Raw genomic sequence first — 26,528 nt, 5'->3', positions numbered from 1 at the left:
CCCTGGCCCGGTGGTGGGCGGGACTGACCGGCAACCATCACGGGCTCCTCGCGGTCTAGGCTTGTCGGGTGACGGTGGAGCAGCAGGCACGGGGTACGGCGGGTGCGGGCCGGCGCAGGTCCCGCAAGGACGAGATCCTGGAGATCGCGGTAGGTCTGTTCGCGGCGCGCGGCTACCACGGCGTGTCGATGGACGACATTGGCGCCGCAGCCGGGGTCACCGGTCCGGCGCTCTACCACCACTTTGCCGGCAAGGAGGCCATGCTTGCCGCCGCGCTGATCCCGGTGAGTGAGGGGTTGCTGGCCGGCGGGCGGGAACGCGCCACCGGGCGCTCGGACGATCCGCGCGGCGTACTGGAGTCGCTGATCGACTTCCACGTCGAGTTCGCGCTGGCCAACCCGGCGGTGATCGCGTTGCACCTGCACGAACTGGACCGCCTGCCCGAGGAGCCGCGGCGGCGCATCCGTCGCCTGCAACGGCTCTACGTCGAGGAGTGGGTGACGGTGCTGACCGCGCTGCACCCGGGGATGCCCGACGGCGAGGCGCGGGTGCTCGCGCACGCCGCGTTCGGTCTGATGAACTCGACGCCGTTCCTCGGCGGTGAGGTGGATCGGCGACGTCGGGCCGAGTTGCTGCGCGGCGCGACACTGGCCGCGCTGCTCGCCTGAGCCGACTCGTCAGAACCGTGTCGGTCATGATTCCCTGACATCGTCCCACCATCCGGACGCCGGGAGGAAACATGATCGAGTCACTTTTGGTCGCCAATCGGGGCGAGATCGCGCGCCGGATCATCCGGACCGCCAAGCGGCTCGGCATCCGCGCGATCGCTGTGCACTCGGAGGCTGACGCCGACCTGCCGTTCGTCGCGGAGGCGGACGAGGCGGTCCTCATCGGCCCACCGAACCCGGCGCTCAGCTACCGCAACACCGAGGCGATCCTCGCCGCCGCGAAGTCGACGGGCGCGCAGGCCATCCACCCCGGGTACGGCTTCCTGTCGGAGAATGCCGAGTTCGCCCGTACCGTCGAGGCCAGTGGCCTGATCTGGGTCGGACCCGGCGCGGACGCGATCACCGCGATGGGCGACAAGATCAACGCTCGGAACCTGATGGCGGCGGCGGGCGTTCCGGTAGCGCCCGGGACCACCGACCCGGCCGCCGACCTGGACGCGGCGGTGACGGCAGCCGGCGAGATCGGTTACCCGGTGATGGTCAAGGCCGCTGCCGGCGGCGGCGGCATGGGCATGGGCGTGGCAGTCGACGAGGCCGCGTTGCGCACCGAGTACGACAAGGTGCGCGCGTTCGCGGAGCGGATGTTCGGCGACGGTTCGGTGCTGATCGAGCGGTATTTTCCCCGGGTACGGCACGTCGAGGTGCAGATCCTCGGCCTGGCCGACGGCCGGGTGGTGGCGCTCGGCGAACGGGAGTGCTCGGTGCAGCGGCGCAATCAGAAGCTGGTCGAGGAGTCCCCGTCCCCGGCGGTCGCACCGGAGCTGCGGTCCCGTCTGCTGGCCGCCGCGGTGCGGGCCGGCGAGGCGGTCGGCTATCGCAACGCGGGCACCGTGGAGTGCCTGCTCGACCCTGAGACGAACGAGTTCTTCTTCCTGGAGATGAACACGCGGTTGCAGGTGGAGCACCCGGTGACCGAGTACGTCTACGGCGTCGACCTGGTCGAGGAGCAGTTGCGGGTGGCGGCCGGGTTGGCGCCGACGTTCGACCCGGACGCGTTGACAGCGCGTGGCCACGCCATGGAGATGCGGATCAACGCGGAGGACCCGAAGCGCTTCCTGCCCGGTCCCGGTGTGATCAGGACGTGGGTCGAGCCGACGGGCGAGGGTGTCCGGGTGGATTCCGGCTACACCGAGGGCAACACCGTCACCCCGTTCTACGACAGCCTGCTGGCCAAGTTGATCGTCAGTGGCGCGACCCGCGACGAGGTGCTCGAACGCGCCAGGGAGGCGGTAGCCGCCTTCCAGATCGAGGGCCCGAAGAACAACGTCCCCTTCTTCACCGAGTTGCTGGACAACGAGGAGTTCCGCTCCGGCGCCTACGACACCGGCATCGTCTCCCGCATGCGCTGACCTTCAGGGCTGCCCTTGTTGATCAAGGGGTTTGCGTCAGGATTCGCGCTGTGGATAACGCAAACCCCTTGATCAACAGGAGGGTGGCATGCTGGGAGGACCCCCTAAGCGCTGCTTTCGTCACAGTGAGGTGACCTCTTATGGCGGACCTGCCGAGTTTCGTCTCCATCCGCGAGGTTGGGCCGCGGGACGGGTTGCAGAACGAGGACCCGATCCCTACCGACGCCAAGGTGCGACTGCTCGACGGCCTGTCCGGCACCGGCGTCCGCCGCATCGAGGCGGTGTCGTTCGTGCACCCCAGGGCGATTCCGCAGATGGCCGACGCCGACGAGGTGTGGCAGCGCGCGGTGAAGGCCGACGGGGTCCGGTACTCCGCGCTGGTGCCGAACACCAGGGGTGCCCAGCGGGCCCTCGCCGCCGGGTTCACCGAGATCGAGGTGGTGGTGTCGGCCAGCGACACGCACAACAGGCGCAACGTCAACAGGTCCACCGACGAGTCGCTCGACGACATCGCCGAGCTGATCGACCTGCTGCACGGTGCGTCGGCGCGGGTCGAGGTGATCGTCGCGACGAGCTTCGGCTGCCCGTACGAGGGTGACATCGACCCGCAGCGGGTGGCCGGGATCGTGGACCGGGTGGTCCGCGACGGCGCGGACCGGGTCGCGTTCGGCGACACCACCGGCATGGGCACCCCACGCCGGGTCCGCGAGCTGGTGACGGCGGTACGCGACCGCAACGCGCACGTGCCGGTGCTGCTGCACTTCCACAACACCCGGGGTACGGCGCTGGCCAACCTGTTGACAGCGCTGGAGCTGGGGGTGACCGAGTTCGACGCCAGCGTCGGCGGTCTGGGTGGCTGCCCGTACGCGCCGGGGGCGAGCGGCAACCTGGCCACCGAGGAGGCCGTGCACATGCTGCACGACATGGGCGTCGACACCGGCATCGACCTGCCGGCGCTCATCGAGGTGGCGGAGCTGGCCGAGGAGTTGCTCGGCAAGAAGCTGCCGTCCGGCGTGCTGCGGGCCGGCCCGCGTACCCGGCTGACGCCGCTGCCGAGCTGACGCCCTCTGCGGAACTGAGGACGTGGCGAAGGGGCCGGCGCACGCGCCGGCCCCTTCCACCTGCCAGGTCGGTCAGCTCACCGGGGTGAGCACGCTCGGCCAGCTGTCGCGGAAGACGTCCGCGCTGCGGTCGGTGGCGCTGAACGTACCGGCGAAGAGGTTGCTGACCCGGTTCGCCTCGGCGGTGCTCGGGTACGGGTTGGTGCAGCTGGTGCCGGCGCTGCCGCCGGACATCAGCAGCGAGCAGTTCCCGTTGTAGTTGTCCGGCAGGCCGAGGATGTGCCCGATCTCGTGCGTCATGATCCGCAGTGGGCTGTACTGCGCGGCCTGCTGGGTGTCGATGTAGACCCGGCCGTTGCCGAGGCTGGTCCGGACGGCGTACGAGCCACCGCCGGTGATCTGGTAGATGCGCAGGTTGGAGCCACAGTTGGCGGAGAGCGTGAGGTTGACTGTGGCGTTGTTCCAGATCGAGGCGGCCTGGCTGGCGGTGCCGGCGTAGGCACCTGCCTGACTGGTGTTGTAGCAGATGGTCGCGGCGGCGGACGCGGGCGCGGGGTTGGCGACCGTGACGCCGAGGGTGGCACCTGCGGTCGCCACCAGGGCGACTGCGAGCCGACTGAGTCGTGAGGTCATCGCTGACTCCAATCCGGGAGGAGGGGGTGTCTGGAGCCTAACGACAAGTATTCATGTTTTTCAATGTCTTGCTCTCGGCTCAACTGTCTGGTTCGCTCGTAGGTCGCCGACAGTCGTCCTCATGCGCTAGCCTAACGATCGTTCAGGTCAGTATGGCGGAGGAGTCGGCGTGACGCTCGACGGTGAGGCACTGGAGCAGCTGCGCAAGCGGGCCCGGTCCGGCGGCGCGGACAAGTACCACGCCGCGAACGCGGGAAAGGGCAAGCTCTTCGCCCGTGAGCGGGTCACGCTCCTGGTCGACGAGGGCTCGTTCGTCGAGGACGGCCTCTACGCCAACGCGCTCGCCGAAGGGTTGCCGGCCGACGGCGTCGTGACCGGCACCGCCACCATCGACGGCCGGCAGGTCTGTCTGATGGCCAACGACTCCACTGTCAAGGCCGGCAGCTGGGGCGCCCGCACCGTCGAGAAGATCATCAGGATCATCGAGCGGGCGTACGGCGCCGGCGTGCCGATGGTCTACCTGGTCGACTCGGCCGGTGCCCGGATCACCGACCAGGTCGACCTCTTCCCTGGCCGACGCGGTGCCGGCAAGATTTTCTGGAACCAGGTCCGCGCCTCGGGCTCGATCCCGCAGGTCTGCGCGCTGTTCGGTCCGAGCGCCGCCGGTGGCGCCTACATTCCGGCGTTCTGCGACGTGGTGGCGCTCGTCGACGGCAACGCCAGCATGTATCTCGGCTCCGACCGGATGGTCGAGATGGTCACCGGCGAGAAGACCACCCTGGAGGCGATGGGCGGGGCCAAGGTGCACACCGCCGAATCCGGCGTGGGGCACTTCCTCTGCAAGACCGAGGCCGACGCCCTCGACGTCGTGAAGACCTACCTGTCGTACCTGCCGGCGAACTGGACGCAGTCGCCGCCGACCGCCCCCGCGGTCGCCGCGCCCGCGAAGGCCGACCTCGCCGCGCTGGTGCCGGCCAGCGAGCGGCAGGCGTTCGACATGCGGCGGTACGTCAAGGGCCTGCTCGACGAGGGTTCGTTCTTCGAGATCCAGGCGCTCTGGGCCAAGGAGCTGACCATCGGCTTCGGCCGCCTCGACGGTCAGGTCGTCGGCGTGGTCGGCAACAACTCGATGTTCAAGGGCGGCGTGCTCTTCGTCGACTCGGCCGACAAGGCGACCCGGTTCGTGCAGCTCTGCGACGCGTTCAACGTGCCGCTGCTGTTCCTCAGCGACGTACCCGGCTTCATGGTCGGCAGCGCCGTGGAGAAGCAGGGCATCATCAGGCACGGCGCCAAGATGATCACCGCGATCTCCGAGGCGACGGTTCCGAAGATCTGCGTGGTGGTCCGCAAGGCGTACGGCGCCGGGCTCTACGCGATGGCCGGCCCCGGGTTCGAACCGGACGCCACCATCGCGCTGCCGAGCGCCAAGATCGCCGTGATGGGCGCCGAGGCCGCCGTGAACGCGGTCTACGCCAACAAGATCGCCGCCATTGCGGACGAGGCCGAGCGGGCGGCCTTCGTCGCCGCCAAGCGCGCCGAGTACGAGCAGGACATCGACGTCGTCCGGCTCGCCAGCGAGCTGGTGGTGGACGCCATCGTCGAGCCGCACGACCTGCGCACCGAGCTGGTCCGTCGCTTCGCGGCGGCGCGTACCAAGGATCGGCACTTCTCCCGCCGCCGGCACGGCGTCACCCCGGTCTGATCGTCAACCCGGGCTCGCACCTCGACCCGCCCCCGGCGTCACGAGCGCCGGGGCGGACCGTCCTTACAGGAGGATGAGATGGACTTCCGGCTCACCGACGAACAAGACGCGCTGCGCGAGAGCGTGCGGGAATTCGCCCGCGAGGTGGTCGCCCCGGTCATCGCCGAGCACTACGAGCAGCACACCTTCCCGTACGAGGTGGTCCGGCAGATGGGCAAGATGGGCCTGTTCGGCCTGCCCTTCGGCGAGCAGCACGGCGGCATGGGCGGCGACTACTTCACGCTCTGCCTGGCCCTGGAGGAGTTGGCCCGGGTCGACTCCAGTGTGGCCATCACGCTGGAGGCGGCGGTCTCGCTCGGCGCGATGCCGATCTACCGCTTCGGCACCGAGGAGCAGAAGGCGACCTGGCTGCCCCGGCTGCTCAGTGGCGAGGCGCTGGCCGGCTTCGGTCTCACCGAGCCGGGCACCGGCTCGGACGCCGCCGGCACGCAGACCCGGGCGGTGCTGGACGGGGACGAGTGGGTCATCAACGGCTCGAAGGCGTTCATCACCAACTCGGGCACCGACATCACGGTCATGGTCACGGTCACGGCAGTGACCGGCACGAACCCGGACGGCTCCAAGGAGCTGTCGACGATCATCGTGCCGACCGGCACACCGGGCTTCGCCGTCGCGCCCGGCTACTCGAAGGTGGGTTGGACCGCCTCGGACACCCACGAGTTGACCTTCGACGACTGCCGGGTGCCGGCCGCCAACCTGCTCGGCCCCCGGGGTCGGGGTTTCGCCCAGTTCCTGCGGATCCTCGACGAGGGCCGGATCGCCATCGCCGCGCTGGCAGTGGGCCTCGCCCAGGGCTGTGTCGACGAGTCGATCAAGTACGCGAAGGAGCGGCACGCCTTCGGTCAGCCGATCGGCGCCAACCAGGCGATCCAGTTCAAGATCGCCGACATGGAGCTGAAGGCGCACACCGCGCGCCTGGCCTACTACGACGCCGCCGCGCGGATGCTGGCCGGTGAGCCGTTCAAGAGGCAGGCCGCCATCGCGAAACTGCACGCCAGCACGATCGCCGTGGACAACGCCCGGGAGGCCACCCAGATTCACGGCGGGTACGGCTTCATGAACGAGTACCCGGTGGCCCGGTTCTGGCGGGACTCCAAGATCCTGGAGATCGGCGAGGGCACCAGCGAGGTGCAGCGCATGATCATCGCTCGGGATCTGGGCCTCTGATCCGCCCGGCCCGACAGCTCGGCCGGTCGTTCCGGACGGACTGTCCGTACGGCTGTCGGGTTTCGGCGAGCGGGCGTCAGTAGCCCGACGTTCGACTGCCGACCGTCGGAGTCCATCCGTACTCTTCGTGCCCATGCCTCCGGATCATGACCGGTCGCGGAGCCCGGCTGGACGGACCACGCTGCCGGAGCTGCTCCGCGGGCACCGACGCGCCGCCGGCCTGACCCAGGCCGAGTTGGCGTCCCGGGCCGGGGTGGGTGTGCGGACGGTGCGTGACCTGGAGCGCGGCAGGTCGATCAGGCCCCAACGCACCACTGTCGAGCTGCTCGCCGGGGCTCTGGCGCTGGCCGGCGCCGGCCGCGCGGCGTTCCTGGCCGCGGCCCGTGGCGCCGGTGCCGAACCGGCCCCGCCGGACGCCACCTCGACGACGTTCGCTGTCGGCACCGCCACCTCCCCGCCCGCCGGCCCGTCGGTGGCGCTTCCGCCCCCGGTCGCGTTGATCGGCCGGGAGCGGGACCTCACCGAGCTGGCCGGAATGCTCACCGAGGAGCGAGGGCCCCGACTGGTGAGCCTCGTCGGGCTGGCCGGCGTCGGCAAGACCGCCCTGGCCACGTCGGTGGCACACCTGGTGGCCTCCGCCCACCCGGCCGGCGTCGCCGGCGTGCTGGTCGGCGAGGGCGCGGACGGCCCGGACGTACTCGCCGCCTCGATGTCGGTGCTCGGCGTCGCGCGCCTGTCCGAACTCGTGGCGCTGCTCGCCGGGCGTCCGACGCTGCTGGTGATGGACGCTGTGGAACGCGCCCCGGGGCCGGTGGCCGCGACAGTGCACAAGCTGATCGGCGCACTGCCCTCGCTGCGGGTGCTGGTCACCGGGCGGCATCCGGTCGGGTTGCCGGGCGAGCGGGTCTGGCCGGTCGCGCCGCTCGACGTGCCACCACCGGAGGCCGAGCACTCCGGGCTCGACTCGTGGCCGGCGGTCGCGTTGTTCACCGCCCGACTCGCCCAGGTCCGTCGGGAGCCACCCACAGCCGCTGAGCTGCCGGCACTCGCCGCGTTGGTCCGCCGGCTCGGCGGGCTGCCGTTGGCCATCGAGCTGATGGCCGCCCGGGGCCGACTCCTCGACCTCACCGAACTGCTCGACAGGTACGGCGACCGCGTGCTCGACCTGGCCACCTCCGCCGACGCGTCCGCCGCTCCGGGCTGGGACGCACCCGAGACGGTCAGCCGGACGAGCGGACCCGACACCAGTGCGACGGTCTCGGTCGCTGTCACCCTGCGGGACGCGGTGGCGTTCAGCTACCGGCTGTTGGCATCGGACGAGCAGGCCGCGCTGCGCCAGTTGGCAGTCTTCGGCAACCGCTGGTCGGTCGAGTTGGCCGAGGAGATGCTCGCCGACGAGGCCGACCGGGACGGCACCGTGGCGATCGATCCGGTGCCGCTGTTGGACCGCTTCGTCGAATTGGGGCTGCTGAGCGTACGCGGAACCGGGTCCTTCCGGTTCCGGCTGCTCGACGCGGTCCGTGACTACGCCATCGAGCAGGCAGCCGGTGGGGGTGAGCTGACCTGCATCCGCCGTCGACACGCCGAGGTCATCGCGCGCCTGGTGGCCCGGACCGCCAGCGACCTGGTCGGCCCACGGGTGCCCGACGCGGTGCACCGGCTGGACGAGATGAGCAGTGACATCAGCTCCTCGCTGACCCACGCGGCCACCGACGACCCGTTGACCGCGCTGCGGCTGGCGGCGTGCCTGACCCGTTGGTGGCGGTTCCGTGGACGCGACGTGGCCGGGCGGCAGTGGCTGCGGCGGCTGCTGGCGGACCCGCGCACCGCCGACGCCGATCCTCGCCTGCGAGGCTGGGCCGCCCTCGGGGTCGCCCGGCTCGCGGCCGAGCACGGCGCGGGTGCCGAGGAGTTGTCGACGGCCCGCACGGCGTTGGACACCTTCCGGGAGGCCGGCGACGTCACCGGTGAGTTGGAGGCGCGGAACGTGCTCGGCACCCTGCTGATCTCGGTCGGGCGGCAGGACGAGGCTCGCGAGCAGGCCGAGGCGCTGCTGCGGTTGGCCGCCCGCAACGGTCGGACCCGGGACCTGGCGGTGGCGCAGAACAGCCTCGCCTGGCACGAGGTCCGTACCGGCGACCTGGCCGCGGCCCGCCGCCGGCTCGCTGCGGTGGACCGGCTGGCCGCCGAGAGTGGCGAGCAGCGACTGCGGGTGTTGGGTTGGGCCAATCGCGCCGAGGTCGCCCGGCTGGAGGGCTGGTACGCGGACGCCATCGACCGTGGCCGGCGGGCCATCGTGGCCCTGTCCGCGCTGGGTGATCCTGGGCGTCGCCGTCGGGTCCTCGGGACCGTCGGGCTGGCGCTGGCGCAGGACGGGCGCGCGGCGGAGGCGACCGAGGTGCTCACCGAGCTTCGCGCCGGGGGCGTGGAGGTCGAGCCGGAGCGGCCGACAGTGCCGCGACAGCGCGGGGACGACGCGTCGCCGGCCTGGGGTGGGCCGGAGGTGGGGCTCTGTGCCCTGATCGAGGGGAACCTGGCGCTGCACCGGGGTGACCGGGAGTTGGCTGCCGAGTGGTTCGCTGCCGCCGCCGACAATGCGGGGCAGGATCGCCGCGACGTGGTGGAGGCGCTCGTGGGACTGGCCGCGAGCACCGCGGACCCGGCGGTCCTCGATCGACTCGACCGGGTCTGTGTGGAGAGCGGCATCCGGTTGCTGCCGCAGGAGTCTGGCCTGTTGTATGCGCTGATCGCCACTCGGGGCGGTCCGGCTCGATAGCCTGCGCGTGCCCCGGAGAGTGGCGCGGGCGAAGAGCCCCCTTTGGTGCTACCCCTCGCTGATCGCCCGCGCCGTCACCCCCCGGTGATCCCCGGTGCAGGAAGCCTGCCACCGGCGCGCCGGCAGAAAGTCGGCTTGGACCCAATCCTCCAGCTTGGCCGGGCAAGTTCTGCCGGTCTTTCTGCCGCTGCCGTCGCCGGTCGGCGGGTGCTGTTCAGTGGCGTCGAGAGGCGCTGTCGGTGGCGACGCTCTGGTCCGGGCTGACGTCGTCGCTGCCGGCGGTGGCGCACGGATGGGCGGCGTCGCGGACGCGGCGCAACCCGTCGAGCAGTGCCGACAGCGCTTCGGGGTCGAGTTGCCCGGTGAACCACTGCTCGATCATCTGCAGGTGCCCGGGAAGCGTGTCGTTCAGCCGTTGCATCCCGGCGGCGGTGACCACCGCGTACGAGCTGCGCCTGTCGTTCGGGCAGGCCCGGCGGGTGAGCAGCCCGTCGCGCTCCATCCGGTCCACCACACGGGTCACCCCGCTCGTCGACAGGGAGGTCTGTGCGGCGAGGTCGGTCATGCGTAGTTGGTTGCCCGGCGAGCGGGCCAGTCGGGTGATGACCTCGAACTCGACCGCGGAGAGGCCGTGCTCCTCGAACTGGGCGTTGAACCGGGCGGACAGCCCGGCGTGTGCCTCGAAGAGCAGGCCGACGGCGGTGATCCGGGGATCGTCGAAGACGTTGGTCACCCCTTCATCATACCAGTGCTTGACACGGGGAATATTGTTGCGGTTATAGTTGCTCAAGCAGTCGTTGGGCTACTAAACAATCCCCTGGAGGACAGCACCATGACCAGCAGCATCGAGACGGTTACCCGCGACTGGGACGGCCTCACCATTCCGGCGGCCGGCACCTACGCGCTCGACGTGGCGCACAAGCGGGTCGGCTTCGTTGCCCGGCACATGATGGTGAGCAAGGTTCGCGGTGAGTTCAACGACGCGACCGCCACCATCACCGTCGCCGAGGACCCGCTGCAGTCGTCGGTCGTCGCCACCATCCAGGCCGCCAGCGTCGACACCACCCAGGCCGACCGGGACGCGCACCTGCGCAGCCCCGAGTTCCTGGACGCCGAGAAGTTCCCGACGCTCGAGTTCCGCAGCACCGGGGTCAAGTCCCGTAACGGCGGCGAGTTCGTGCTCACCGGTGAGCTGACCATCAAGGACGTCACCCGTCCGGTCGAGCTTGAGGTGGAGTTCGAGGGCGTCGGCCGCAGCCCGTTCGGTCAGGATATCTTCGGTTTCTCCGCGAGCACCGAGATCGACCGCGAGGAGTTCGGCCTGACCTGGAACGTCGCCCTGGAGACCGGGGGCGTGCTGGTCAGCCGCAAGATCAAGATCGAGATCGAGGGCGAAGCCGTCCGTCAGGCCTGATCCTCGGGATCGCCGGAGGGCCAGGGGGACCCCCTCCCTTGATCCGGTACGACGCAGGGCCCGCGCCGCACGTCGGCGCGGGCCCTGCGTCGTACCCTCTCGTGGTAATTGTCACGGGTTGTTCGCACCGCCATCGGATCCAGCCGGACCACGGCGGGGTACAGATGGCGCCACGAGCGCGTCCGCGCCGGCCGACGTCGGAACCCGACGTCGGCCTCTGGCCCCGGTCAGGTGGGCGCTCTTACCGTGGATGCTTCACAAAGCGCTTCCGGGACGGCATGATCCCGACCGCGCCGGCCGTCGGGAGGACACATGGGCAGGGACGTCTCAGAGGGCGCCTTCACCCGGGATGATCGCGTCCGGTATCGGCAGAAGGTGCGGCGGTGCCTGGACGTCTTCGCCCTGATGCTCGACGACTTCGGCTTCGACGCCGACCGGCCGATGACCGGCCTGGAGATCGAACTCAACCTGGTCGACTCGGCCGCCGAGCCGGCGATGCGCAACGAGGAGATCCTCGCCGACATCGCGGACCCCCTCTTCCAGACCGAACTGGGGCAGTTCAACCTGGAACTCAACGCCGAGCCCCGACTGATCGAGGGCAACGGCTTCGCCGACTACGAGCACGACCTGCGCGGCAGCCTCTCCCGGGCCGACGAACGCGCCGCCAGGTCCGACGCGAAGATCGTCCTGGTCGGCATCCTGCCCACCCTCACCGAGGGGCACCTGGTCGAGGACAACCTCTCCACCAACGAGCGCTACCGGGTGCTCAACGACCAGATCGTCGGTGCCCGGGGCGAGGACATCGAGCTGGACATTCGCGGCGTCGAGCAGTTGCGGACGCACACCGACTCGATCGCCCCCGAGGCCGCCTGCACGAGCCTCCAGTTCCACCTCCAGGTCGCCCCGGACAGCTTCGCCGACTACTGGAACGCGTCCCAGGCCATCGCCGGGGTGCAGGTGGCAGTCGGGGCGAACAGCCCCTTCCTGTACGGCCGCCAACTGTGGGCCGAGACGCGGATCGCGCTGTTCCAGCAGGCCACCGACACCCGCCCGGACGAGCTCAAGGCCCAGGGCGTACGGCCGCGGGTGTGGTTCGGCGAACGGTGGATCACCTCGATCTTCGACCTGTTCGAGGAGAACGTCAGGTACTTCCCGCCGCTGCTGCCGATCTGCGAGGACGAGGACCCGGTGGAGGTCCTGCACGCCGGCGGTGTGCCACAGCTCGGGGAGCTGCGACTGCACAACGGCACCGTGTACCGGTGGAACCGGCCGGTCTACGACATCATGAACGGCCGCCCCCACCTGCGGGTGGAGAACCGGGTGCTGCCGGCCGGTCCGACAGTGGTGGACATGCTCGCCAACGCGGCCCTCTACTTCGGGCTGGTACGCGGTCTGGCCGAGGCCGACCGTCCGATCTGGAGTCAGCTCACCTTCAGCTCCGCCGAGGAGAACTTCCACGCCGCCGCCCGACGTGGTCTCGACGCCGTGCTGCACTGGCCGGGGCTCGGCGACGTGCCGGTCGCCAAGCTGGTCCTGGAGCAACTGCTGCCCACCGCCGCCGCCGGCCTGGACGGGTTCGGGGTCGCCCCGGAGCAGCGGGACCGGCTGCTCGGCATCATCGAGCAGCGCTGCCGTACCGGCCGTAACGGTGCCGTCTGGCAGACCGAGGCGGTCTGGGCGGCCGAGCGCCACCACGGCATGGACCGGGCGGACGCGCTGCACCACATGGTCAAGCGTTACGCCGAACTCCAGCGCACCAACCAACCCGTCCACACCTGGCCAACCACCTGACCCCACCCAACCGGCTCCCCACCCACCGTGGCCAACGGGCGGAGGTGAGCGGTGGTCAGTCGGCGGTGGGGCGGGTGGTGCGGCGGGACACACGGGTGGGTCGGCTGGTCGGGGTCAGGTCGTCCGCCGTTGCCGCTCCGGTGGGGCGGGCCCGGTCCGTGAGGTCCGGGTCGGTACGCGGGGCGGGCACCTGCGGTGCGGCGGTGGCCTCGCCCGGCAGCGAGCCCGTCCGGGGCGTCTGCGGTGGAGCGTCGGCCCTGCGACGCCGCGCCGCGGTCCCGACGATCGGGGCCGTGGAACCGACAGTCGGGGCTGGGGTTCCGGCGACCGGCGACCGGGTGTCGGGTCCGGCGACCGGGTCGGCCGCCGTGTCCTGCGCAACCGCACTCCGGTCAGCCACCGTGTCCTGCGCAACCGCATCTCGCTCGGTCGACCGGCTCCGGTCGGCGGCGTGGTGCCGCTCGGCTCGCTCGCCGAGGAGGGCGGCCAGCACCGAACCGGCGACACCGGCGAGCACCGCGTACGGGGCGATCAGCTGGGTGGACAACTGCGCGGGCCCGAGCGTCGACCAGTGCGGCAACGTGGTCAGGTAGGCGAGCGCGACGAGCACCGGGCCCGCCGCACCGGAGGCCGCCGCACCCACGCGGCGCCCACCCGGGGAGCGGGCGGCCCGCCGGGCGGCCAGCCCGCCGATCAGCAGCGCGGGCACCAGTGCCAGCAGCGCCCCGGGCCAGTAGAGCTGACCGCCGATCCAGTACCGGGCGTGGTCCGGGTCGAACTGCCAGGTGCCGAGTTGCGCGCCGGTCAATCCTCGTCCGACGCGTACCCCGTCGATCACCGAAACCACCGCGAGCAGCCAGAGCCAGGCGGCCGTCGCTGTCACGTTCGCCGCGGCGGCTCGGGAGCGCAACGCCCAGACGGCGACGAGGACGCCGATCAGGATGCCCAGCGTCGCCTGTACGGCGGCCGTCCGTTGCGGTGCGCCGGTGTCCGCGCCGGTGGCGACCCGCGCGGGTACGGCGATCAGCAGCACGGTGACCAGCCCGCCCAACCCGGCACCGAGCGCCAGTGCCACCCGCCGCAGCAGGCTGCCGGTGGCCGGGACGGGCGGCTCGGCGCCCACCACCTCGGGCTGGGCCGTGGCGGTCGTCGGTGTGAGCCCGGTTCCCTGCTCCGGCGTGCGGTCGCCGAGCGGCGGGCCCGCGTGGCCGGCGACCTCGTCGGTAGCGGTCGCCGGGGAGGTCGTGGTCTTCGCCGGAGCGTTCCGTTGGTGCAGTCGCTGCGCGCAGACCGCGCCGAGCACTGTCGAACTCGCGGCGAGCCAGGTGGCCCAGGCGAGGCCGTCCGCCCAGGCCGTGTCTGTCGCACCGGCCTCGGTCGGCGTCCAGGTGATGACGCCGAGCCCGTAGCCGAAGCCCAGCTGTGCGGCACCCGCGCCAGCAGCGACCCCGATCGCCGTCGCGATCGCCACTCCCCAGCCCTGTCTGGCCATGCGGGGCAGCGTAACGTCCCGTCGTCGGCGCGGCGAGTGCAACGACCCGCCGGAGTGGACCGCCGGTGCGGGCGGATTGGGCGGCGGGCGGTACGGTCGCCGGTGATGAGGCGGTGGGCGTTATGACTGACACGAACACGGGCCAGCAGAGTGCCGCCGGTGGCGGTGGGGGCCGGGCGAGCGTCGTGCTCGGTGGTGGGTTGGCGGCGGTGCTGCTCGCCGCCGTCGGCGCGACAGGTGGCTGGTTGCTGGCCGGCGAGGGGGACACGTCCCCCGGTGATCCGCTGGCCGTCGCGACCACCGTCGGCCCCTCGACCAGCCGGGCCACCGCGCCTCGACCGAGCAGTGGACGGCCGACACCCTCGGCGGTCCAGACCTCCCCCACCTCGACCAGGGGGACCGGCCTGACCGTGCCACCGGTGATCGGCACCGACTTCGAGGACGCCCGGGACACCCTGCGCAAGCAGCGGCTGGGTTGGCGGCTGGTCTTCGGTGGCGGTGTCGGTCGTAACGTCGAGAGCACCACCCCGGGCGTGGGCACCGCTGTCGCCCGGGGAACGACAGTGCAGCTCCAGGTCGCCGGGCCGCCGCCGGCCACCGAGGTTCCGGACGTGATCGGCAAGAGTTGCGCCAAGGCCGCCGACGAGTTGGTCGAGGAGGGCCTCTACCCGCGCTACCTCAGCGGACGCGTCGGCAAGGTCAACCGACAGGAGCCGGCCGAGGACGGCCCGGCCCGGTGGAACGACCAGGTCAGCATCTGGTGTGGGGCGGACCCGGGCGATCAGCCCACCACCAGACCCACCCCCTGATCCCGGCGCGGCTCGGCACGCTGATCCCCGCCGATGGTGCTGTGGGCGACTAGGTTGGCGGTCGAGGGCCATGACGCCCGTCCGGGTTCGGGAAAGGACGTGCGATGAGCGACGACCGCCAGGAGCCGCCCGCCGGCGAGGACGACGACGACCGGACCCGCCCCCTGCCCTCCGCCACCGACGGGCCGGCGCCCGGGCCCACCGCCGCAGACGGCCCGGCCCCGACGCGGGCCGCCGCCGACCCGGATGAGACGGCGCCGATCGACCGGACTGTCCATGCTCGTCCCGACCTGTCGCCCGACGAGACCATGCCGATCGACCGGTCCGCCGGCACCCGGCCGGGTCCGCCGGCCGACCGCACGGCACCGATCCCGCCGGCGTGGTCCGGGCGGGCCGAGGTGCGCTCGCCACGATCCGACGACGCCGAGTGGTACGTCGAGGAGCAGGGCGGTCGGCGGTGGTGGTTGCCGATCCTCTGGGGCGTACTGGCACTGCTGCTCGCCGCTCTGCTCGGGGGCGCGCTCTGGTTGGTGCGTTCGCAGCAGGACGACGACCTGGACGATCCCGGGCCCACCCCGTCCCTTCCGCCGACCAGTGCTCCGAGCACCGTGCCGACCAGCGCGGCTCCCACGTCGATGGCACCCACGAGCGAGTCACCCAGCAGCTCGGCCACCACTGACGCGCCCGACGAGCTGCCGGTGCCACCGCTCGCCGGCCTGCCGCAGGCCACCGCCGAAGGGCTGTTGAATCGGCTCGGTCTGACCTACCGGGTGGTGTTCCGCCCGTCGGAGTTGCCGCCGGGGACGGTGGTGGGGACCGAACCGGGGGCGGGCACGACGGTGTCGACCGACGACGAGGTGCTGTTGATCATCTCGGCGGCCCCGTCGCCGCCCGAAGAGAGCCCGACCACGCCGAGCCCTTCGGTGACGGCCACGCCGTGACCGCTCGTCACCACATTCGGCGACGCGTGCCGACGAGGCCGACGCCGGCCAGCGAGATGGCGAGGCCGAAGATGCCGGACCAGAACAGTGAGCGGCGCATGTCAGCGGCACTGTGCCCGGCCGGAGCCGCTTCGGTGAGGTCCTGACGGCCGTCGGACTGGCCGCCGGCACCCAGGCCGGACACCGACCCGGTCGGGTCGGCACCGCCGACGTGGTCGGCCGGGTCGGCGGTGTCGATCCAGCCCGGTTCCTCGTACACCGACTGGCCGTCGCCGGTCGGTGGGTCGGGGTCGAGCACTGTGATCTCCGGTGCGGGCACCGGTGCGGTCAGCCGGGTGGACGACATCGCCGGGTCGTGGACGAGGACCAGGAGTGTCGCCATCGCCCCGAGGAGGGCGAGGAGTCCGAAGGCATAGGCGATACGGGAGCGGTGGTGCCGCCGCAGGGCGGGCTGATTGACCATGACCATCCCAGGGTCAGGGTCCTGGACGAGCGGGTGGAACGTGCCGGGGTGGGCGTACCAATTCTATGGCGACGGCACGCCCACCGGCGGCGGATCGGGTCGGTCAGCCCACCCGGACCGGGGTACGCGCGACCGGGCGGCGGGCCCGCACTGTGTGCGGGCGGGGTTCGGGGGCGGCCTGCAGTTGCTGCAGCCCTTCCCGTTGGACGAAGATCGAACGTCGGGTGACGGCGTCACCCGCGGCGTTCAACTCGTAGCCGTCGAGCCAGAGCCAGCCGTCATAGGTCGGCCAGTCGAGCACCCGGATCACCCGGAACTTGATCGGCCTGAGGAACTGGACACTCGCCGCGCGCGTCACGTGCAGTACGTCACCGGTGCGGGGAAGCACATGGGCTCCTGGGGAGGATCGGCCGGCGGCTGCGCCGGCGGTGCCTGAACGGGGGACGTCTCGGCCGGTGACGGGGTCGTGCCTCGTGAACCGGTGGTGCGGATGGCAGTGGTCGGGCCGTACCCCGCTGGTGACGTGCCGCCACCCGACCACCACCCGGTTGCTTCCGGGAACCGCGCCCGCCGCCGCAGCCTGCCGGCTTGCAGCGGCGGGGTCCTTACCCCGGAGCAGGTCGCGTTGTCGTGGCTCGGGCCCGCGTCGTGCCCAGCCTCCCCGAAGCGGTGGGGTCACCACTCCGAGGGACCGAACGGGAACGCTGAGTGATCCGAGCCATACGGACAGAGTGCATCAGCGACGTGCTTCATGCAAGTTGCACGTCGAGTTTTGCCGATACGTGAGCGTGTCGCGCGAAAGGCCTATTGAAGCCATCCGCGTACGGGCGGCACACTGGGGGCGGTTTCGCCCGTCGCGGCCGGCCGAGGACCGGCACCACCCCCTTTGTCGCGAACGCTCGCCGGTCGACGGTCGCGCCCCCGGCGGGTGTCACATGTGGCGCGTTACCGGAGGTAGCCCGAGTGGGGTCGAGCAGCCAGCGGCGGGGACCAGTGACTCACGGCCTGCGCGATGAGTGAGCGGCGCAGTCCCACCATCAGACGGCGGCGGCTCGGGGCCGAGCTGCGCCGGCAGCGGGAGTCCGCCGGGATCACCATCGAGGTGGTCGCCGAACAGTTGGAGTGCTCGGCGTCGAAGGTCTCCCGCATCGAGACCGGGCACACCACCGCCACCCCGCGCGACGTGCGGGACATGCTGCGGATCTACGGCGTGGTCGGCGCCGAGAGCGACGAGCTGGTGCAGATCGCCCGAGAGGCCCGCCAGAAGGGCTGGTGGCACCCGTACAGCACAGTGCTCGTCGGCGCGTACGTCGGGCTGGAGGCGGCCGCCAGTTCGATCCGGGCGTACGAACAGCAGGTCGTTCCGGGCCTCCTGGAGACCGAGGAGTACGCCGGTGCCATGATCCGCGCCGCCCGTCCGGACTTCACCGCCGATCAGGTACATCAAAGAGTGCGTGTCCGTTTGGGCCGTCAGTCGTTATTGACCCAGGACGATCCGGTCGATCTGTGGGTGGTGCTCGATGAGGCGGTGGTAAGTCGGCCGGTGGGCGGGGACGAGGTGATGCGCGGCCAACTCAGGCGGTTGGTCGAGGTGGCCGAGTTGCCGAACGTGACGCTGCAGATCCTGCCCTTCGAGGTGGGTGCGCATGCCGGCATGGACGGCACGTTCACGATCCTCAGCTTCCCTGAGCCCGGTGATCCGGATGTTGTGTACGCGGAGAACGCCACGGGTGGGCTCTTCCTCGAGAAGAGCGACGAACTGCAGAAGTACAGCTTCATCTTCGATCACATCCGCGCTGCGGCCATACGCCCCGAGGAGTCCGTCGCACACATCGCAAAACTGGCAGAGGAGCCGTTGTGGAAATGGCGACCAAAAGGTTCCCCGTGGACCTGACGCAGGCAGCATGGTTCAAGAGTTCGAAGAGCGGGCCGAACTGTGACAACTGCGTAGAGGTGGCGTACGTGACGGGGGCGGTCGGAGTACGGGACTCGAAGGACAAGGCGGGCCCCGCCCTGGTCTTCGCGCCCGGTGACTGGCACTCCTTCGTCGCCGGCACCAGGGTTGGTGTGTTCGGCACGGTCTGACCGACTGGTCAATGGAGTCCCCGTCCGGTTCGCCGGGCGGGGGCTCTGCCGTATCGGCAGGAGTCGCCGCAGAAGGTCGCGGCCCGGCGAGGTTCCGTCGGGATTCCCGTCGCCAGAGCGCCCCCGTCTCGTTGAACCGGTCGGTACGGCGCTGGTCGACGACCCGCCGCACCGACCCGCAACCGAGCGAGTAGGCGAGACGGATGACGACGATCGGCTCAGACAACCTCACCACCGGTCCGGCAAAGCCGGAGCGGTTCGGTGGCAAGTACCGCGGCGCTCGTCGAGACACGGTTCTGACCGAGGTGGTCTCGACCGACCAGGAGTTGAGCGGGCGGGAGGGCGCTTCCGAGACGATGGATCCTCCGCTCTCGCTGCCCTCGCTGGACCCGAATCCGTTGATCGAGCCGTCGTTCCCGCCGGCGGGCTGGCCGATGGAGCCGCCCGAGTCCCTGGCCGACCACCCGTTGCTGCGTGGTCTGCTGATGGAGCTGCCGCCGAAGGGCACAGTGCCCTCGCAGGACTGGCTGGACCGCTGGTTCGAGGCGACCAGGTCGATCCTGGAGTTGCTATACGTGCAGAGCGCCAACCGTCCGCGTTGACGGCACTGCGGGCCGGGCCCGCTCGGCGAACCGGTTGTGACGGAGCGCGTGCCGGACTCCGATGGCCACCACGGCGAGCGCACCCACTGTGATCGCCGGCCCGGTGACACCGGGGTCGGCTCCGAGGTCGGTGCCGGTCGCCGCGATCAACGCCGGCAGCGTGGCCAGCGCGGTGACCTGAAGTGGCAACCCGACGAGCGGATGGGCTGCGGCGGCGCGTAGCCCGTGCGGCGCGGGGGTCGCCGGGGCGCTGGCGAACGCGCCCGCTCCGGCCCGCAGGCGGCGGATCCGCCGTACCGAACAGGCCGTCGCCACGAGCGCCGGGCCGGCGGCCAGTGCGAGCCCGGCGGCCGCCCGGTCGACAGGTGTGGCACCGGTGCTGAACAGCCCGCCACCCAGCACGGCCGCGGTGACCGCCACACCGCTGACGGCCAGCACCAGCAACCATCCGGTACGCCGGCGCAGCATGCGGGTGTTGCGCAGTCGGGGAAGGCCGTCGGCGACGACGCCGGCGGCCAGCCAGACGGCGGCGACCGGAAGCAGGATGGTGAGCTGACTCTCCATGTTCGAGATTCTTTCCGGGAGCGCGGCGAGGCGAATCCGGGCCCGTCCCCCGTTCGCCCCGGACGCCGGGCCCGTAGGGGTCATCACTCGATGGTATGGACGTTTCGACATGTACAACTGCTGGAAGGCTGATCTACCCTCAGCTTGATCGGCAACTGTCGATTGATGTTGGGCCGGTGGTCACGTTCCGCCGCCGGTCAGAGGGAGGTAGGAGATGGGTCTTCCACGAAGGTCCGTGCTGATCGGGGTGGCCGCGGCGACCGTGTTGGCCGTCGGCACCCCGGCCCTGGCCGCCGAACCCGAGGGTGTGGTTCGGGCCGCCGGCGGAGCCACCGCCGTACCGGACAGCTACATCGTCGTACTCAAGGACAGCGCCGTTGCCCGGGACAAGGTCGGCGACACCGCGAAGCGGCTCTCCAGCCGCCACGGCGGCACTGTGGCCCGCACCTACGGTGCGGCGCTGCGCGGCTTCGAGGCCAGGGTGAGCGCCAGCGCGGCGGCGCGGATCGCGGCCGACCCGGCGGTGGCGTACGTCGAGCAGAACCACACCGTCTCGATCTCCGGCACCCAGGCCAACCCGCCCTCCTGGGGTCTCGACCGGATCGACCAGCGCAGCCTGCCGTTGGACAGCTCCTACACCTACCCGAACACGGCGAGCAACGTGCACGCCTACATCATCGACACCGGCATCAAGTTCACCCACAACGACTTCGGCGGCCGGGCCACCTCCGGCTACGACGCCGTGGACGGCGGAGCGGCCGACGACTGCAACGGGCACGGCACGCACGTGGCCGGCACCGTCGGCGGGTCCACGTACGGGGTGGCCAAGGCCGTCCAGCTCGTCGGCGTACGGGTGCTGAACTGCTCCGGCAGTGGCACCAACGCCGGGGTGATCGGCGGCGTCGACTGGGTCACCGCGAACGCGATCAAGCCAGCCGTGGCGAACATGAGCCTCGGCGGCGGCGCGAACACCTCACTCGACAACGCCGTCCGCAACTCGATCGCCTCGGGCGTCACGTACGGCCTGGCGGCCGGCAACGACAACGGTGCGAACGCGTGCAACACCTCGCCGGCGCGGACCACGGAAGCCATCACAGTGGGCTCGACGACCAGCTCGGACGCCCGGTCGTCGTTCTCCAACATCGGCACCTGCCTGGACATCTTCGCGCCCGGCTCGTCGATCACCTCGGCCTGGTACACGAGCAACACCGCCACCAACACGATCAGTGGCACCTCGATGGCCACCCCGCACGTGGTCGGAGCGGCGGCCCTGGTCGCCAGCGCCAACCCGAGTTGGACCCCGGCCCAGGTCCGCAACCAACTGGTGGCCAATGCGACCCCGAACGTGGTCACCAACCCCGGCTCGGGCTCACCGAACCTGCTCCTCTACGTCGGAACCGGCAGCACCCCGCCGCCGCCCACCGGCTGCACCGGCACGAACGGCACCGACGTGTCGATCCCCGATGCCGGCTCGGCGGTGACCAGCTCGATCACCATCTCCGGCTGCGGTCGCAACGCCTCCTCGGCCTCCACCGTGGCGGTCAACATCGTGCACACCTACCGCGGTGACCTGGTCATCGACCTGCTCGCCCCGGACGGCAGCTCCTACCGGCTGAAGAACAGCAGCACCTCGGACAGCGCCGACAACGTGAACGCCACGTACACGGTGAACGTGTCCGGTGAGGCCGCCGACGGCATCTGGCGGCTCCAGGTGCGGGACACCTACTCGGCCGACACCGGCTACATCAACACCTGGACCCTGACCGTCTGACCGGTTCCGCACGACCGAGGCCCCACCCGCCGGGGTGGGGCCTCGCGTCGTACGGGTCGGACTCAGACCGAGAAGGTGGACGGCCGTTCGGTGGCCGGCGCCGGCGGGCGGGCCTTCCACAGGCCGACCTTCTGGGCGGCGAGCCGGCTCAGGTAGGCCGGGTTGAGGATGACGTAGCGGCGCCACAGCCGCTTCGGCTCCAGACCGAGGCGCCAGAACCACTCCAGGCCGGCACGCTGCATCCACGGCGGAGGCTGGCGCAGCAACCCGGCGTGGTAGTCGAAGGCCGCGCCGACAGCCATCAGCGGCATGTCGAGCAGCGGTCGCATGGCGTACGCGAAGACCTCCTGGCGCGGGCAGCCGAGCCCGACCAGGACGAGCCGGGCGCCGCTGGACCGGATCCGGTCGGCGATCTCGGCGTCCTCGCCAGGTTGGACGGCACGGAACTTGGACGGCTCCACCCCGGCGATCTTCAGCGCGGGGAACATCCGCTCGAGGGCCGGGATCAACCGGGCGAGGGTCTCCTCGGTCGAGCCGTACAGGTAGACCGGCAGCCCCTCGTCGGCGAAGCGCGACAGCACGTGCAGGGTCAGGGTCGGGCCGTACACCCGGTCGCTGAGCCCGGCGTGGTGCAGCAGGTTGAGAGCCCACCGCACCGGCTGCCCGTCCGGCGTCACCACGTCGAACGAGTTGAGCCGCGCGTTGTGCGCCGGGTCGAGCACCCCGGTCATCACACCGTGCACCGCCAACGCGGTGAGCGCGAGGGGACGTCGCTCGTGCGCCGCCGTCACCACCACGTCCGTCGCCGTCGCGTAGTCGGTGGCGTCGACCAGGACGCCGAGCACGTTGCGCTTGGAACGGGCGCTCATGACTGGGCCACCCACTTGTCCACGTTGGCCTCGTAGATTTCCCGCAGGATCATCGGCACGTCGTAAGTGATCTTCCAGTCCGGGTACTGCGCCTCGAACCGGGCCATGCTGCTGACGTACCACTGGTGGTCGCCGGTGCGGTTCTGCTCGACGTAGTTGATCTGCGCCTCGCGGCCGGTGATCTCCTCGGCGATCCGGAACGCCTCGATGTGGGAGGTGTTGGAGTGCCGACCGCCGCCCAGGTTGTAGACCTCGGCGGACCGCGGAGCCCGGAAGAACGCCTCGAACGCTGTCAACACGTCGTGCGAGTGGATCGCGTCCCGGACCATCTTGCCCTTGTAGCCGAAGAGGTTGTACGTCCGGCCCTCCATGACGCAGCGCATCAGGTAGGCCAGGAACCCGTGCAGCTCGGCCGCGGAGTGCGCCGGGCCGGTCAGGGTGCCACCGCGGAAGCAGGCGGTCTTCATGTCGAAGTAGCGCCCGTACTCCTGGACCATCACGTCCGCGGCGACCTTGGAGGCGCCGAAGACCGAATGCAGCGAGTGGTCGATCGACATCTCTTCGGTGATGCCCTGGTGCCAGCGGTGGTCCTCGGGCAGCTCGTACCGGGTCTCCAGCTCAATCAGCGGCAGGCTGTTGGGCCGGTCGCCGTAGACCTTGTTCGTCGAGCAGTGGATGAACGGGGCGTCGATCGCGTGCCGGCGGGTGTTCTCCAGGATGTTGAGCGTGCCGCCGGCGTTCACGTCGAAGTCCGTGTACGGCTCCTTGGCTGCCCAGTCGTGACTCGGCTGGGCAGCGCTGTGGATCACCACGGCGATGTCCGAGCCGTACTTCTTGAACACCTGCTCCAGGCCGTCGCGGTCCCGGATGTCCACCGCGAAGTGGGTGTACGCGTTACCCAGGTCACGGCCGAGCCGTTCCAGACTCCACGAGGTGGAGCCGTCCTCGCCGAAGAAATACCGGCGCATGTCGTTGTCGATGCCGACGACATCCAGACCGAGGCCGGCGAAATGCCGGACCGCCTCGGAGCCGATCAGGCCACCCGACCCTGTCACCAACGCGACACTCACACGCCACTCCTGGTCCATCGGAGGCAGAATCAATCGGAGCATAGCGTGACGTCCAGCACGCCCCGATATGACGGAAGGGCCCCGCATCAAGCGGAGCCCTCGTCGTTGGGTGGGGATGGGGGGAGTTGAACCCCCACGCCCTTTCGGGCACACGGACCTGAACCGTGCGCGTCTGCCATTCCGCCACATCCCCGTGGCACAACCCGGAACAATCTAGCCGCCCGGCCCCGCTGTCTCCAACGGGCCTCGGGAATACTACGCTGTCCCTGGCGCTCGCCCCGAATGATTACCGTTCGTGGCGGACGAAAGATTAGCACGACAGTCCCGGCCCTTCCGAACGGGTCGAGAGCAGCCGGCCGAGCGGCGTGTGAGCTGCGCGCGCGCCGGCCGGATACCATCATGTCCTCGGGACCCGAGGAGGAGCCGGTGAGCGTGCTGCAACGCTTCGAGAAGCGTCTGGAAGGCCTGGTAGAAGGGGCCTTCGCCAAGGTCTTCAAAGGGGTGGTCCACCCCGTGGAGATCCTCAACGCCATGCAGCGGGAGGCCGAGGCGCACAAGGCGATCCTGGCCGGTGGGCGCACGTTGGTGCCCAACCGCTACGTGATCGATCTCTCGCCGTTCGACCACAGTCGGCTGGCGCCGTACGCCGCCGCGCTGGCCCAGGAGTTGGCCCAGTCGCAGGCGGAGTTCATCGGCGAGCAGGCGTGGACGGTCTACGGCGACGTGATCGTCGAGATCGAGCGAGGCGAGGGCCTGGACACGGGCATGTTCCGTGTCACGGCCGAGGTCTACACCGGCGGCGAGGTCGCCCCGGTGTCGGCACCCGGCTACGACGCCGGCCCGCCCGCCTACCCCGCGTACGACCAGGGTGGTGGCTACGGCCCGCCGCCCGGGCACGGTGGCGGTCGCAACGTGCGGCTGGTCTCCGGCGACGGTCGCACCTACCCCCTCCAGATGGGGTCGACGGTGATCGGTCGCGGTGACCAGGCCAACCTGCGCCTGCCGGACGTCGGCATCTCCCGCCGACACGCCCGGCTGGATTTCGACGGTGGCCAGGTCGTGCTGACCGACCTGGGTTCGACCAACGGCACCATGGTGAACGGGCAGCGGGTCTCCGCGGTCGCGCTCAACCCCGGTGACATGGTCCAGCTCGGTACGACGACGCTGACCTTCCGCGTGGACGGCTGACCCGCCTTGCCGGAACTGGTCATCACCGTTGCCCGGTTCGGTTTCCTGATCCTGCTGTGGATCTTCGTGTTCACGGTGGTCGGTGTGATCCGCCGGGACCTCTTCGCGGGCGCCCGGTCCGGTCGCCTGGTGGCCGCGCCGCGCGCGGTGGGCGCCTCGACGGGGCAGGCGACCAAGCCGGCGAAGGTGAAGCGGGGCAGGGCGGCGCACCAACTGGTGGTGACGGCCGGTCAGCTGGCCGGCACCAAGATCACCCTTGGTGAAGCACAGATCACCATCGGTAGGGCCGAGGACTCCACCCTGGTCATCACCGACGACTACGCCTCCGCGCGACACGCCCGGCTCATGCCGCGTGAAGGGCAGTGGTACGTCGAGGATCTCGGCTCGACTAACGGGACGTACCTCGATCGCGCTAAGGTCTCCGGACCAACCCCCGTCCCCCTCGGCGTGCCGATCCGGATCGGCCGCACTTCCCTCGAATTACGGCCATGACTCTGACCCTGCGCTATGCGGCCCACAGCGACCGCGGTCTGATCCGAGACGGCAATCAAGACTCCGTCTACGCCGGGCCGCGGTTACTCGCCGTTGCCGACGGCATGGGCGGCATGGCCGCCGGTGACGTCGCCAGCAACATCGTCATCGGTGCCATGGCACCGCTCGACGAGGACGTCCCGGGGGACGCTCTCGTCGATGCGTTGCGTTCGGCCGTGGGCACCGCCAACCAACAACTCCGCGACACAGTGGACGCCAACCCGCAACTGGAGGGGATGGGCACCACGCTGACGGCGACCCTCTTCACCGGTAGCAAGCTGGGAATGGTCCACATCGGTGACTCGCGGGCCTATCTGCTGCGCAACGGCGAGTTCGCGCAGATCACCAAGGACGACACGTACGTCCAGATGCTCGTCGACGAAGGCCGGATCAGCGCCGAGGAGGCGAGCAGTCACCCACAGCGGTCGCTGCTCACCCGCGCCCTCGACGGTCGGGACATCGACCCGGAGTACTCGGTCCGCCAGGTGATGCCCGGCGACCGGTACCTGATCTGCAGCGACGGCCTCTCGGGCGTGGTCAGCGCCGAGACCATCGGTGAGACCCTGCGGGAGTACGCCGACCCGCAGCAGTGCGTCGAACGGCTGGTGCAGCTCGCGCTGCGCGGCGGTGGGCCGGACAACATCACGGTGATCATCGCTGACGCCACCGACCAGGACATCGTCGAGGCGAGCCCGATCGTGGGCGGCGCCGCCGCACGGGACCGGGGCATGGCGACCTCCGCCGACGACTCGACTCCGGCCGCCCGGGCCTCGGCGCTCTCCGCGCCCCGCCCGGCCGCGCCCGAGGAGCCGGCGGCCTCCGACGACGATGCCGACCGGCCGAAGCGACGCCCGGTCCGGACCGCCGCCATGGCGCTGGCCCTACTGGTGATCGTCGGCGGTGCGTCGTTCGGTGGTTGGACGTACACCCAGCGGCAGTACTACGTGGGAGCCACCGAAGAGGGCCAGGTCGCCGTCTTCCGCGGCGTCCAGGGTCAGATCGCCGGGATGGACCTCTCGAGCGTGCACCGCCGCAGCGGCACCCGCCTCGACGACCTCACCGTCGCGGCACAGGACACCGTGAAGGTCGGCATCAGGGCCAAGAGTGAGCCGGACGCCGAGCGTCAGCTCGCCGAGCTGACGAGCGACACGCCGAGCAACCCCAACCTGAAGCCGGTCTGCCCACTCGACCCGGCGGTCACCGGGGGCAACACGCCCACCCCCACACCGACCCCCGTCGGTTCGACGCCGACCCCGAACGGCAGCCCGAGCATCAACGCGTCGCCGACCCCCGACAGGGTCGTCAGCGCAAGCCCGACCGTCAGTGCCACCACCGCTCTCGGTGGCGCCGGCGCGACCACCACACCCGACGTCACGCCCTCCGACTCGGCCCCGCCGGCGCTAGACCCAGCCGGTTGCCGGTCTCCTGAGTGAGCGTCGGCTGAGATTCTGAGGACCCCACC

Annotated in this window: 25 protein-coding genes and 1 tRNA gene; 17 read left to right on the top strand and 9 right to left on the bottom strand. The window is 70.7% G+C overall.

Going from position 1 to position 26,528, the window contains the following annotated elements; translation table 11 throughout:
• Positions 1-68 precede the first annotated feature (68 nt).
• From ABZ406_RS16915 to ABZ406_RS16905, 3 genes are all read left to right on the top strand, one after another.
• Complete coding sequence (locus ABZ406_RS16915) at positions 69-668, top strand: TetR/AcrR family transcriptional regulator (RefSeq protein WP_357761950.1); 600 nt, start codon at positions 69-71, stop codon at positions 666-668.
• Between the two features lie 71 nt (positions 669-739).
• Positions 740-2,077 carry a biotin carboxylase N-terminal domain-containing protein gene (locus tag ABZ406_RS16910; protein WP_357761947.1) on the top strand — a complete coding sequence of 446 codons (1,338 nt, stop codon included), beginning with the start codon at positions 740-742 and terminating at the stop codon, positions 2,075-2,077.
• 140 nt (positions 2,078-2,217) lie between these two features.
• Positions 2,218-3,138 carry a hydroxymethylglutaryl-CoA lyase gene (locus tag ABZ406_RS16905; protein WP_357761944.1) on the top strand — a complete coding sequence of 307 codons (921 nt, stop codon included), beginning with the start codon at positions 2,218-2,220 and terminating at the stop codon, positions 3,136-3,138.
• Between the two features lie 72 nt (positions 3,139-3,210).
• On the opposite strand, the gene ABZ406_RS16900 is transcribed toward ABZ406_RS16905, so the two are convergent.
• Positions 3,211-3,771: a snapalysin family zinc-dependent metalloprotease gene (locus tag ABZ406_RS16900; RefSeq protein WP_357761941.1), complete on the bottom strand. Its 561-nt coding sequence runs from the start codon at positions 3,769-3,771 to the stop codon at positions 3,211-3,213.
• Positions 3,772-3,940: 169 nt separating this feature from the next.
• Between ABZ406_RS16900 and ABZ406_RS16895 the strand changes: the two genes are divergently transcribed.
• The 3 genes from ABZ406_RS16895 (at position 3,941) to ABZ406_RS16885 (ending at position 9,476) form a co-directional block, all read left to right on the top strand.
• Positions 3,941-5,473 (top strand): acyl-CoA carboxylase subunit beta, encoded by a 1,533-nt coding sequence (locus tag ABZ406_RS16895; RefSeq protein WP_357761938.1) that lies wholly within the window; start codon positions 3,941-3,943, stop codon positions 5,471-5,473.
• A gap of 78 nt (positions 5,474-5,551) precedes the next feature.
• Positions 5,552-6,700, top strand: coding sequence for an acyl-CoA dehydrogenase family protein (locus ABZ406_RS16890; protein ID WP_357761935.1), 1,149 nt, complete (start codon positions 5,552-5,554; stop codon positions 6,698-6,700).
• 133 nt (positions 6,701-6,833) lie between these two features.
• The gene (locus tag ABZ406_RS16885) at positions 6,834-9,476 is read left to right on the top strand and encodes a helix-turn-helix domain-containing protein (protein WP_357761932.1); all 2,643 of its coding nucleotides are present in this window, start codon (positions 6,834-6,836) and stop codon (positions 9,474-9,476) included.
• A 214-nt stretch (positions 9,477-9,690) separates the two neighbouring features.
• On the opposite strand, the gene ABZ406_RS16880 is transcribed toward ABZ406_RS16885, so the two are convergent.
• Entirely contained in the window at positions 9,691-10,209 is a 519-nt protein-coding gene (locus ABZ406_RS16880) for a MarR family transcriptional regulator (RefSeq protein WP_357761929.1), read from the bottom strand.
• Between the two features lie 99 nt (positions 10,210-10,308).
• On the opposite strand from ABZ406_RS16880, the gene ABZ406_RS16875 reads away from it, so the two are divergent.
• On the top strand, positions 10,309-10,890 hold the full coding sequence (locus ABZ406_RS16875) for a YceI family protein (RefSeq protein ID WP_357761926.1): 582 nt from the start codon (positions 10,309-10,311) through the stop codon (positions 10,888-10,890).
• A 312-nt stretch (positions 10,891-11,202) separates the two neighbouring features.
• Entirely contained in the window at positions 11,203-12,681 is a 1,479-nt protein-coding gene (locus ABZ406_RS16870; protein WP_357761923.1) for a glutamate--cysteine ligase, read from the top strand.
• Positions 12,682-12,736: 55 nt separating this feature from the next.
• On the opposite strand, the gene ABZ406_RS16865 is transcribed toward ABZ406_RS16870, so the two are convergent.
• Positions 12,737-14,173 carry a hypothetical protein gene (locus ABZ406_RS16865; RefSeq protein ID WP_357761920.1) on the bottom strand — a complete coding sequence of 479 codons (1,437 nt, stop codon included), beginning with the start codon at positions 14,171-14,173 and terminating at the stop codon, positions 12,737-12,739.
• Between the two features lie 122 nt (positions 14,174-14,295).
• Here ABZ406_RS16865 and ABZ406_RS16860 point away from each other — a divergent pair, with 122 nt between their 5' ends.
• Together ABZ406_RS16860 and ABZ406_RS16855 are read left to right on the top strand one after the other, a co-directional pair.
• Entirely contained in the window at positions 14,296-14,982 is a 687-nt protein-coding gene (locus ABZ406_RS16860) for a PASTA domain-containing protein (RefSeq protein WP_357761916.1), read from the top strand.
• Positions 14,983-15,086: 104 nt separating this feature from the next.
• Positions 15,087-15,923 carry a PASTA domain-containing protein gene (locus tag ABZ406_RS16855; RefSeq protein ID WP_357761913.1) on the top strand — a complete coding sequence of 279 codons (837 nt, stop codon included), beginning with the start codon at positions 15,087-15,089 and terminating at the stop codon, positions 15,921-15,923.
• A gap of 7 nt (positions 15,924-15,930) precedes the next feature.
• Here ABZ406_RS16855 and ABZ406_RS16850 read toward each other — a convergent pair whose 3' ends face one another.
• Both ABZ406_RS16850 and ABZ406_RS16845 read right to left on the bottom strand, forming a co-directional pair.
• On the bottom strand, positions 15,931-16,392 hold the full coding sequence (locus ABZ406_RS16850; protein ID WP_357761910.1) for a hypothetical protein: 462 nt from the start codon (positions 16,390-16,392) through the stop codon (positions 15,931-15,933).
• 97 nt (positions 16,393-16,489) lie between these two features.
• Positions 16,490-16,774, bottom strand: a complete 285-nt coding sequence (locus ABZ406_RS16845) for a hypothetical protein (protein ID WP_124775688.1) — start codon at positions 16,772-16,774, stop codon at positions 16,490-16,492.
• Positions 16,775-17,398: 624 nt separating this feature from the next.
• Here ABZ406_RS16845 and ABZ406_RS16840 point away from each other — a divergent pair.
• The 3 genes from ABZ406_RS16840 (at position 17,399) to ABZ406_RS16830 (ending at position 19,073) form a co-directional block, all read left to right on the top strand.
• Positions 17,399-18,280: a helix-turn-helix transcriptional regulator gene (locus ABZ406_RS16840; protein WP_130405929.1), complete on the top strand. Its 882-nt coding sequence runs from the start codon at positions 17,399-17,401 to the stop codon at positions 18,278-18,280.
• Positions 18,250-18,471: a DUF397 domain-containing protein gene (locus tag ABZ406_RS16835; RefSeq protein ID WP_357761905.1), complete on the top strand. Its 222-nt coding sequence runs from the start codon at positions 18,250-18,252 to the stop codon at positions 18,469-18,471. The genes ABZ406_RS16840 and ABZ406_RS16835 overlap by 31 nt, the downstream gene beginning before the upstream one ends.
• Before the next feature lie 203 nt (positions 18,472-18,674).
• Positions 18,675-19,073, top strand: a complete 399-nt coding sequence (locus ABZ406_RS16830) for a hypothetical protein (protein ID WP_357761902.1) — start codon at positions 18,675-18,677, stop codon at positions 19,071-19,073.
• Here the strand turns inward: ABZ406_RS16830 and ABZ406_RS16825 are convergent.
• Complete coding sequence (locus ABZ406_RS16825; RefSeq protein ID WP_357761899.1) at positions 19,041-19,721, bottom strand: hypothetical protein; 681 nt, start codon at positions 19,719-19,721, stop codon at positions 19,041-19,043. The genes ABZ406_RS16830 and ABZ406_RS16825 overlap by 33 nt on opposite strands.
• A 130-nt stretch (positions 19,722-19,851) precedes the next feature.
• Between ABZ406_RS16825 and ABZ406_RS16820 the strand changes: the two genes are divergently transcribed.
• Positions 19,852-21,408 (top strand): S8 family serine peptidase, encoded by a 1,557-nt coding sequence (locus tag ABZ406_RS16820; protein WP_357761896.1) that lies wholly within the window; start codon positions 19,852-19,854, stop codon positions 21,406-21,408.
• Between the two features lie 62 nt (positions 21,409-21,470).
• Here the strand turns inward: ABZ406_RS16820 and ABZ406_RS16815 are convergent, their stop codons facing one another.
• From ABZ406_RS16815 to ABZ406_RS16805, 3 genes are all read right to left on the bottom strand, one after another.
• Positions 21,471-22,277, bottom strand: a complete 807-nt coding sequence (locus tag ABZ406_RS16815) for a WecB/TagA/CpsF family glycosyltransferase (protein WP_357761893.1) — start codon at positions 22,275-22,277, stop codon at positions 21,471-21,473.
• Positions 22,274-23,389 (bottom strand): NAD-dependent epimerase/dehydratase family protein, encoded by a 1,116-nt coding sequence (locus ABZ406_RS16810; RefSeq protein ID WP_357761891.1) that lies wholly within the window; start codon positions 23,387-23,389, stop codon positions 22,274-22,276. Before ABZ406_RS16810 ends, ABZ406_RS16815 begins: the two co-directional genes overlap by 4 nt.
• Positions 23,390-23,457: 68 nt before the next feature.
• Positions 23,458-23,540: transfer RNA gene (locus tag ABZ406_RS16805), tRNA-Leu, on the bottom strand.
• Between the two features lie 206 nt (positions 23,541-23,746).
• Between ABZ406_RS16805 and ABZ406_RS16800 the strand changes: the two genes are divergently transcribed.
• The 3 genes from ABZ406_RS16800 to ABZ406_RS16790 are packed head-to-tail and all read left to right on the top strand — an operon-like array spanning position 23,747 to position 26,499.
• Positions 23,747-24,535, top strand: a complete 789-nt coding sequence (locus tag ABZ406_RS16800; RefSeq protein WP_007454122.1) for a DUF3662 and FHA domain-containing protein — start codon at positions 23,747-23,749, stop codon at positions 24,533-24,535.
• A gap of 6 nt (positions 24,536-24,541) precedes the next feature.
• On the top strand, positions 24,542-25,027 hold the full coding sequence (locus ABZ406_RS16795; protein WP_357761888.1) for an FHA domain-containing protein: 486 nt from the start codon (positions 24,542-24,544) through the stop codon (positions 25,025-25,027).
• Positions 25,024-26,499: a protein phosphatase 2C domain-containing protein gene (locus ABZ406_RS16790; RefSeq protein WP_357761885.1), complete on the top strand. Its 1,476-nt coding sequence runs from the start codon at positions 25,024-25,026 to the stop codon at positions 26,497-26,499. The genes ABZ406_RS16795 and ABZ406_RS16790 overlap by 4 nt, the downstream gene beginning before the upstream one ends.
• Positions 26,500-26,528: the final 29 nt, after the last annotated feature.

It is taken from the genome of Micromonospora sp. NPDC005710, from assembly GCF_040630995.1.
Taxonomy (GTDB): domain Bacteria; phylum Actinomycetota; class Actinomycetes; order Mycobacteriales; family Micromonosporaceae; genus Micromonospora.
Note: the sequence above shows the minus strand (reverse complement) of the source record. Positions and strands in the feature narration are given on the sequence as shown.

Bases quoted from the DNA above. Each gene is read 5' to 3' on its own strand.
- ABZ406_RS16910 (WP_357761947.1), top strand. From the start codon at position 740: ATGATCGAGTCACTTTTGGTCGCCAATCGGGGCGAGATCGCGCGCCGG.
- ABZ406_RS16905 (WP_357761944.1), top strand. From the start codon at position 2,218: ATGGCGGACCTGCCGAGTTTCGTCTCCATCCGCGAGGTTGGGCCGCGG.
- ABZ406_RS16900 (WP_357761941.1), bottom strand. From the start codon at position 3,771: ATGACCTCACGACTCAGTCGGCTCGCAGTCGCCCTGGTGGCGACCGCA.
- ABZ406_RS16890 (WP_357761935.1), top strand. From the start codon at position 5,552: ATGGACTTCCGGCTCACCGACGAACAAGACGCGCTGCGCGAGAGCGTG.
- ABZ406_RS16885 (WP_357761932.1), top strand. From the start codon at position 6,834: ATGCCTCCGGATCATGACCGGTCGCGGAGCCCGGCTGGACGGACCACG.
- ABZ406_RS16875 (WP_357761926.1), top strand. From the start codon at position 10,309: ATGACCAGCAGCATCGAGACGGTTACCCGCGACTGGGACGGCCTCACC.
- ABZ406_RS16870 (WP_357761923.1), top strand. From the start codon at position 11,203: ATGGGCAGGGACGTCTCAGAGGGCGCCTTCACCCGGGATGATCGCGTC.
- ABZ406_RS16865 (WP_357761920.1), bottom strand. From the start codon at position 14,173: ATGGCCAGACAGGGCTGGGGAGTGGCGATCGCGACGGCGATCGGGGTC.
- ABZ406_RS16860 (WP_357761916.1), top strand. From the start codon at position 14,296: ATGACTGACACGAACACGGGCCAGCAGAGTGCCGCCGGTGGCGGTGGG.
- ABZ406_RS16855 (WP_357761913.1), top strand. From the start codon at position 15,087: ATGAGCGACGACCGCCAGGAGCCGCCCGCCGGCGAGGACGACGACGAC.
- ABZ406_RS16850 (WP_357761910.1), bottom strand. From the start codon at position 16,392: ATGGTCATGGTCAATCAGCCCGCCCTGCGGCGGCACCACCGCTCCCGT.
- ABZ406_RS16840 (WP_130405929.1), top strand. From the start codon at position 17,399: ATGAGTGAGCGGCGCAGTCCCACCATCAGACGGCGGCGGCTCGGGGCC.
- ABZ406_RS16835 (WP_357761905.1), top strand. From the start codon at position 18,250: ATGGCGACCAAAAGGTTCCCCGTGGACCTGACGCAGGCAGCATGGTTC.
- ABZ406_RS16830 (WP_357761902.1), top strand. From the start codon at position 18,675: ATGACGACGATCGGCTCAGACAACCTCACCACCGGTCCGGCAAAGCCG.
- ABZ406_RS16825 (WP_357761899.1), bottom strand. From the start codon at position 19,721: ATGACCCCTACGGGCCCGGCGTCCGGGGCGAACGGGGGACGGGCCCGG.
- ABZ406_RS16820 (WP_357761896.1), top strand. From the start codon at position 19,852: ATGGGTCTTCCACGAAGGTCCGTGCTGATCGGGGTGGCCGCGGCGACC.
- ABZ406_RS16815 (WP_357761893.1), bottom strand. From the start codon at position 22,277: ATGAGCGCCCGTTCCAAGCGCAACGTGCTCGGCGTCCTGGTCGACGCC.
- ABZ406_RS16810 (WP_357761891.1), bottom strand. From the start codon at position 23,389: ATGCTCCGATTGATTCTGCCTCCGATGGACCAGGAGTGGCGTGTGAGT.
- ABZ406_RS16800 (WP_007454122.1), top strand. From the start codon at position 23,747: ATGTCCTCGGGACCCGAGGAGGAGCCGGTGAGCGTGCTGCAACGCTTC.
- ABZ406_RS16790 (WP_357761885.1), top strand. From the start codon at position 25,024: ATGACTCTGACCCTGCGCTATGCGGCCCACAGCGACCGCGGTCTGATC.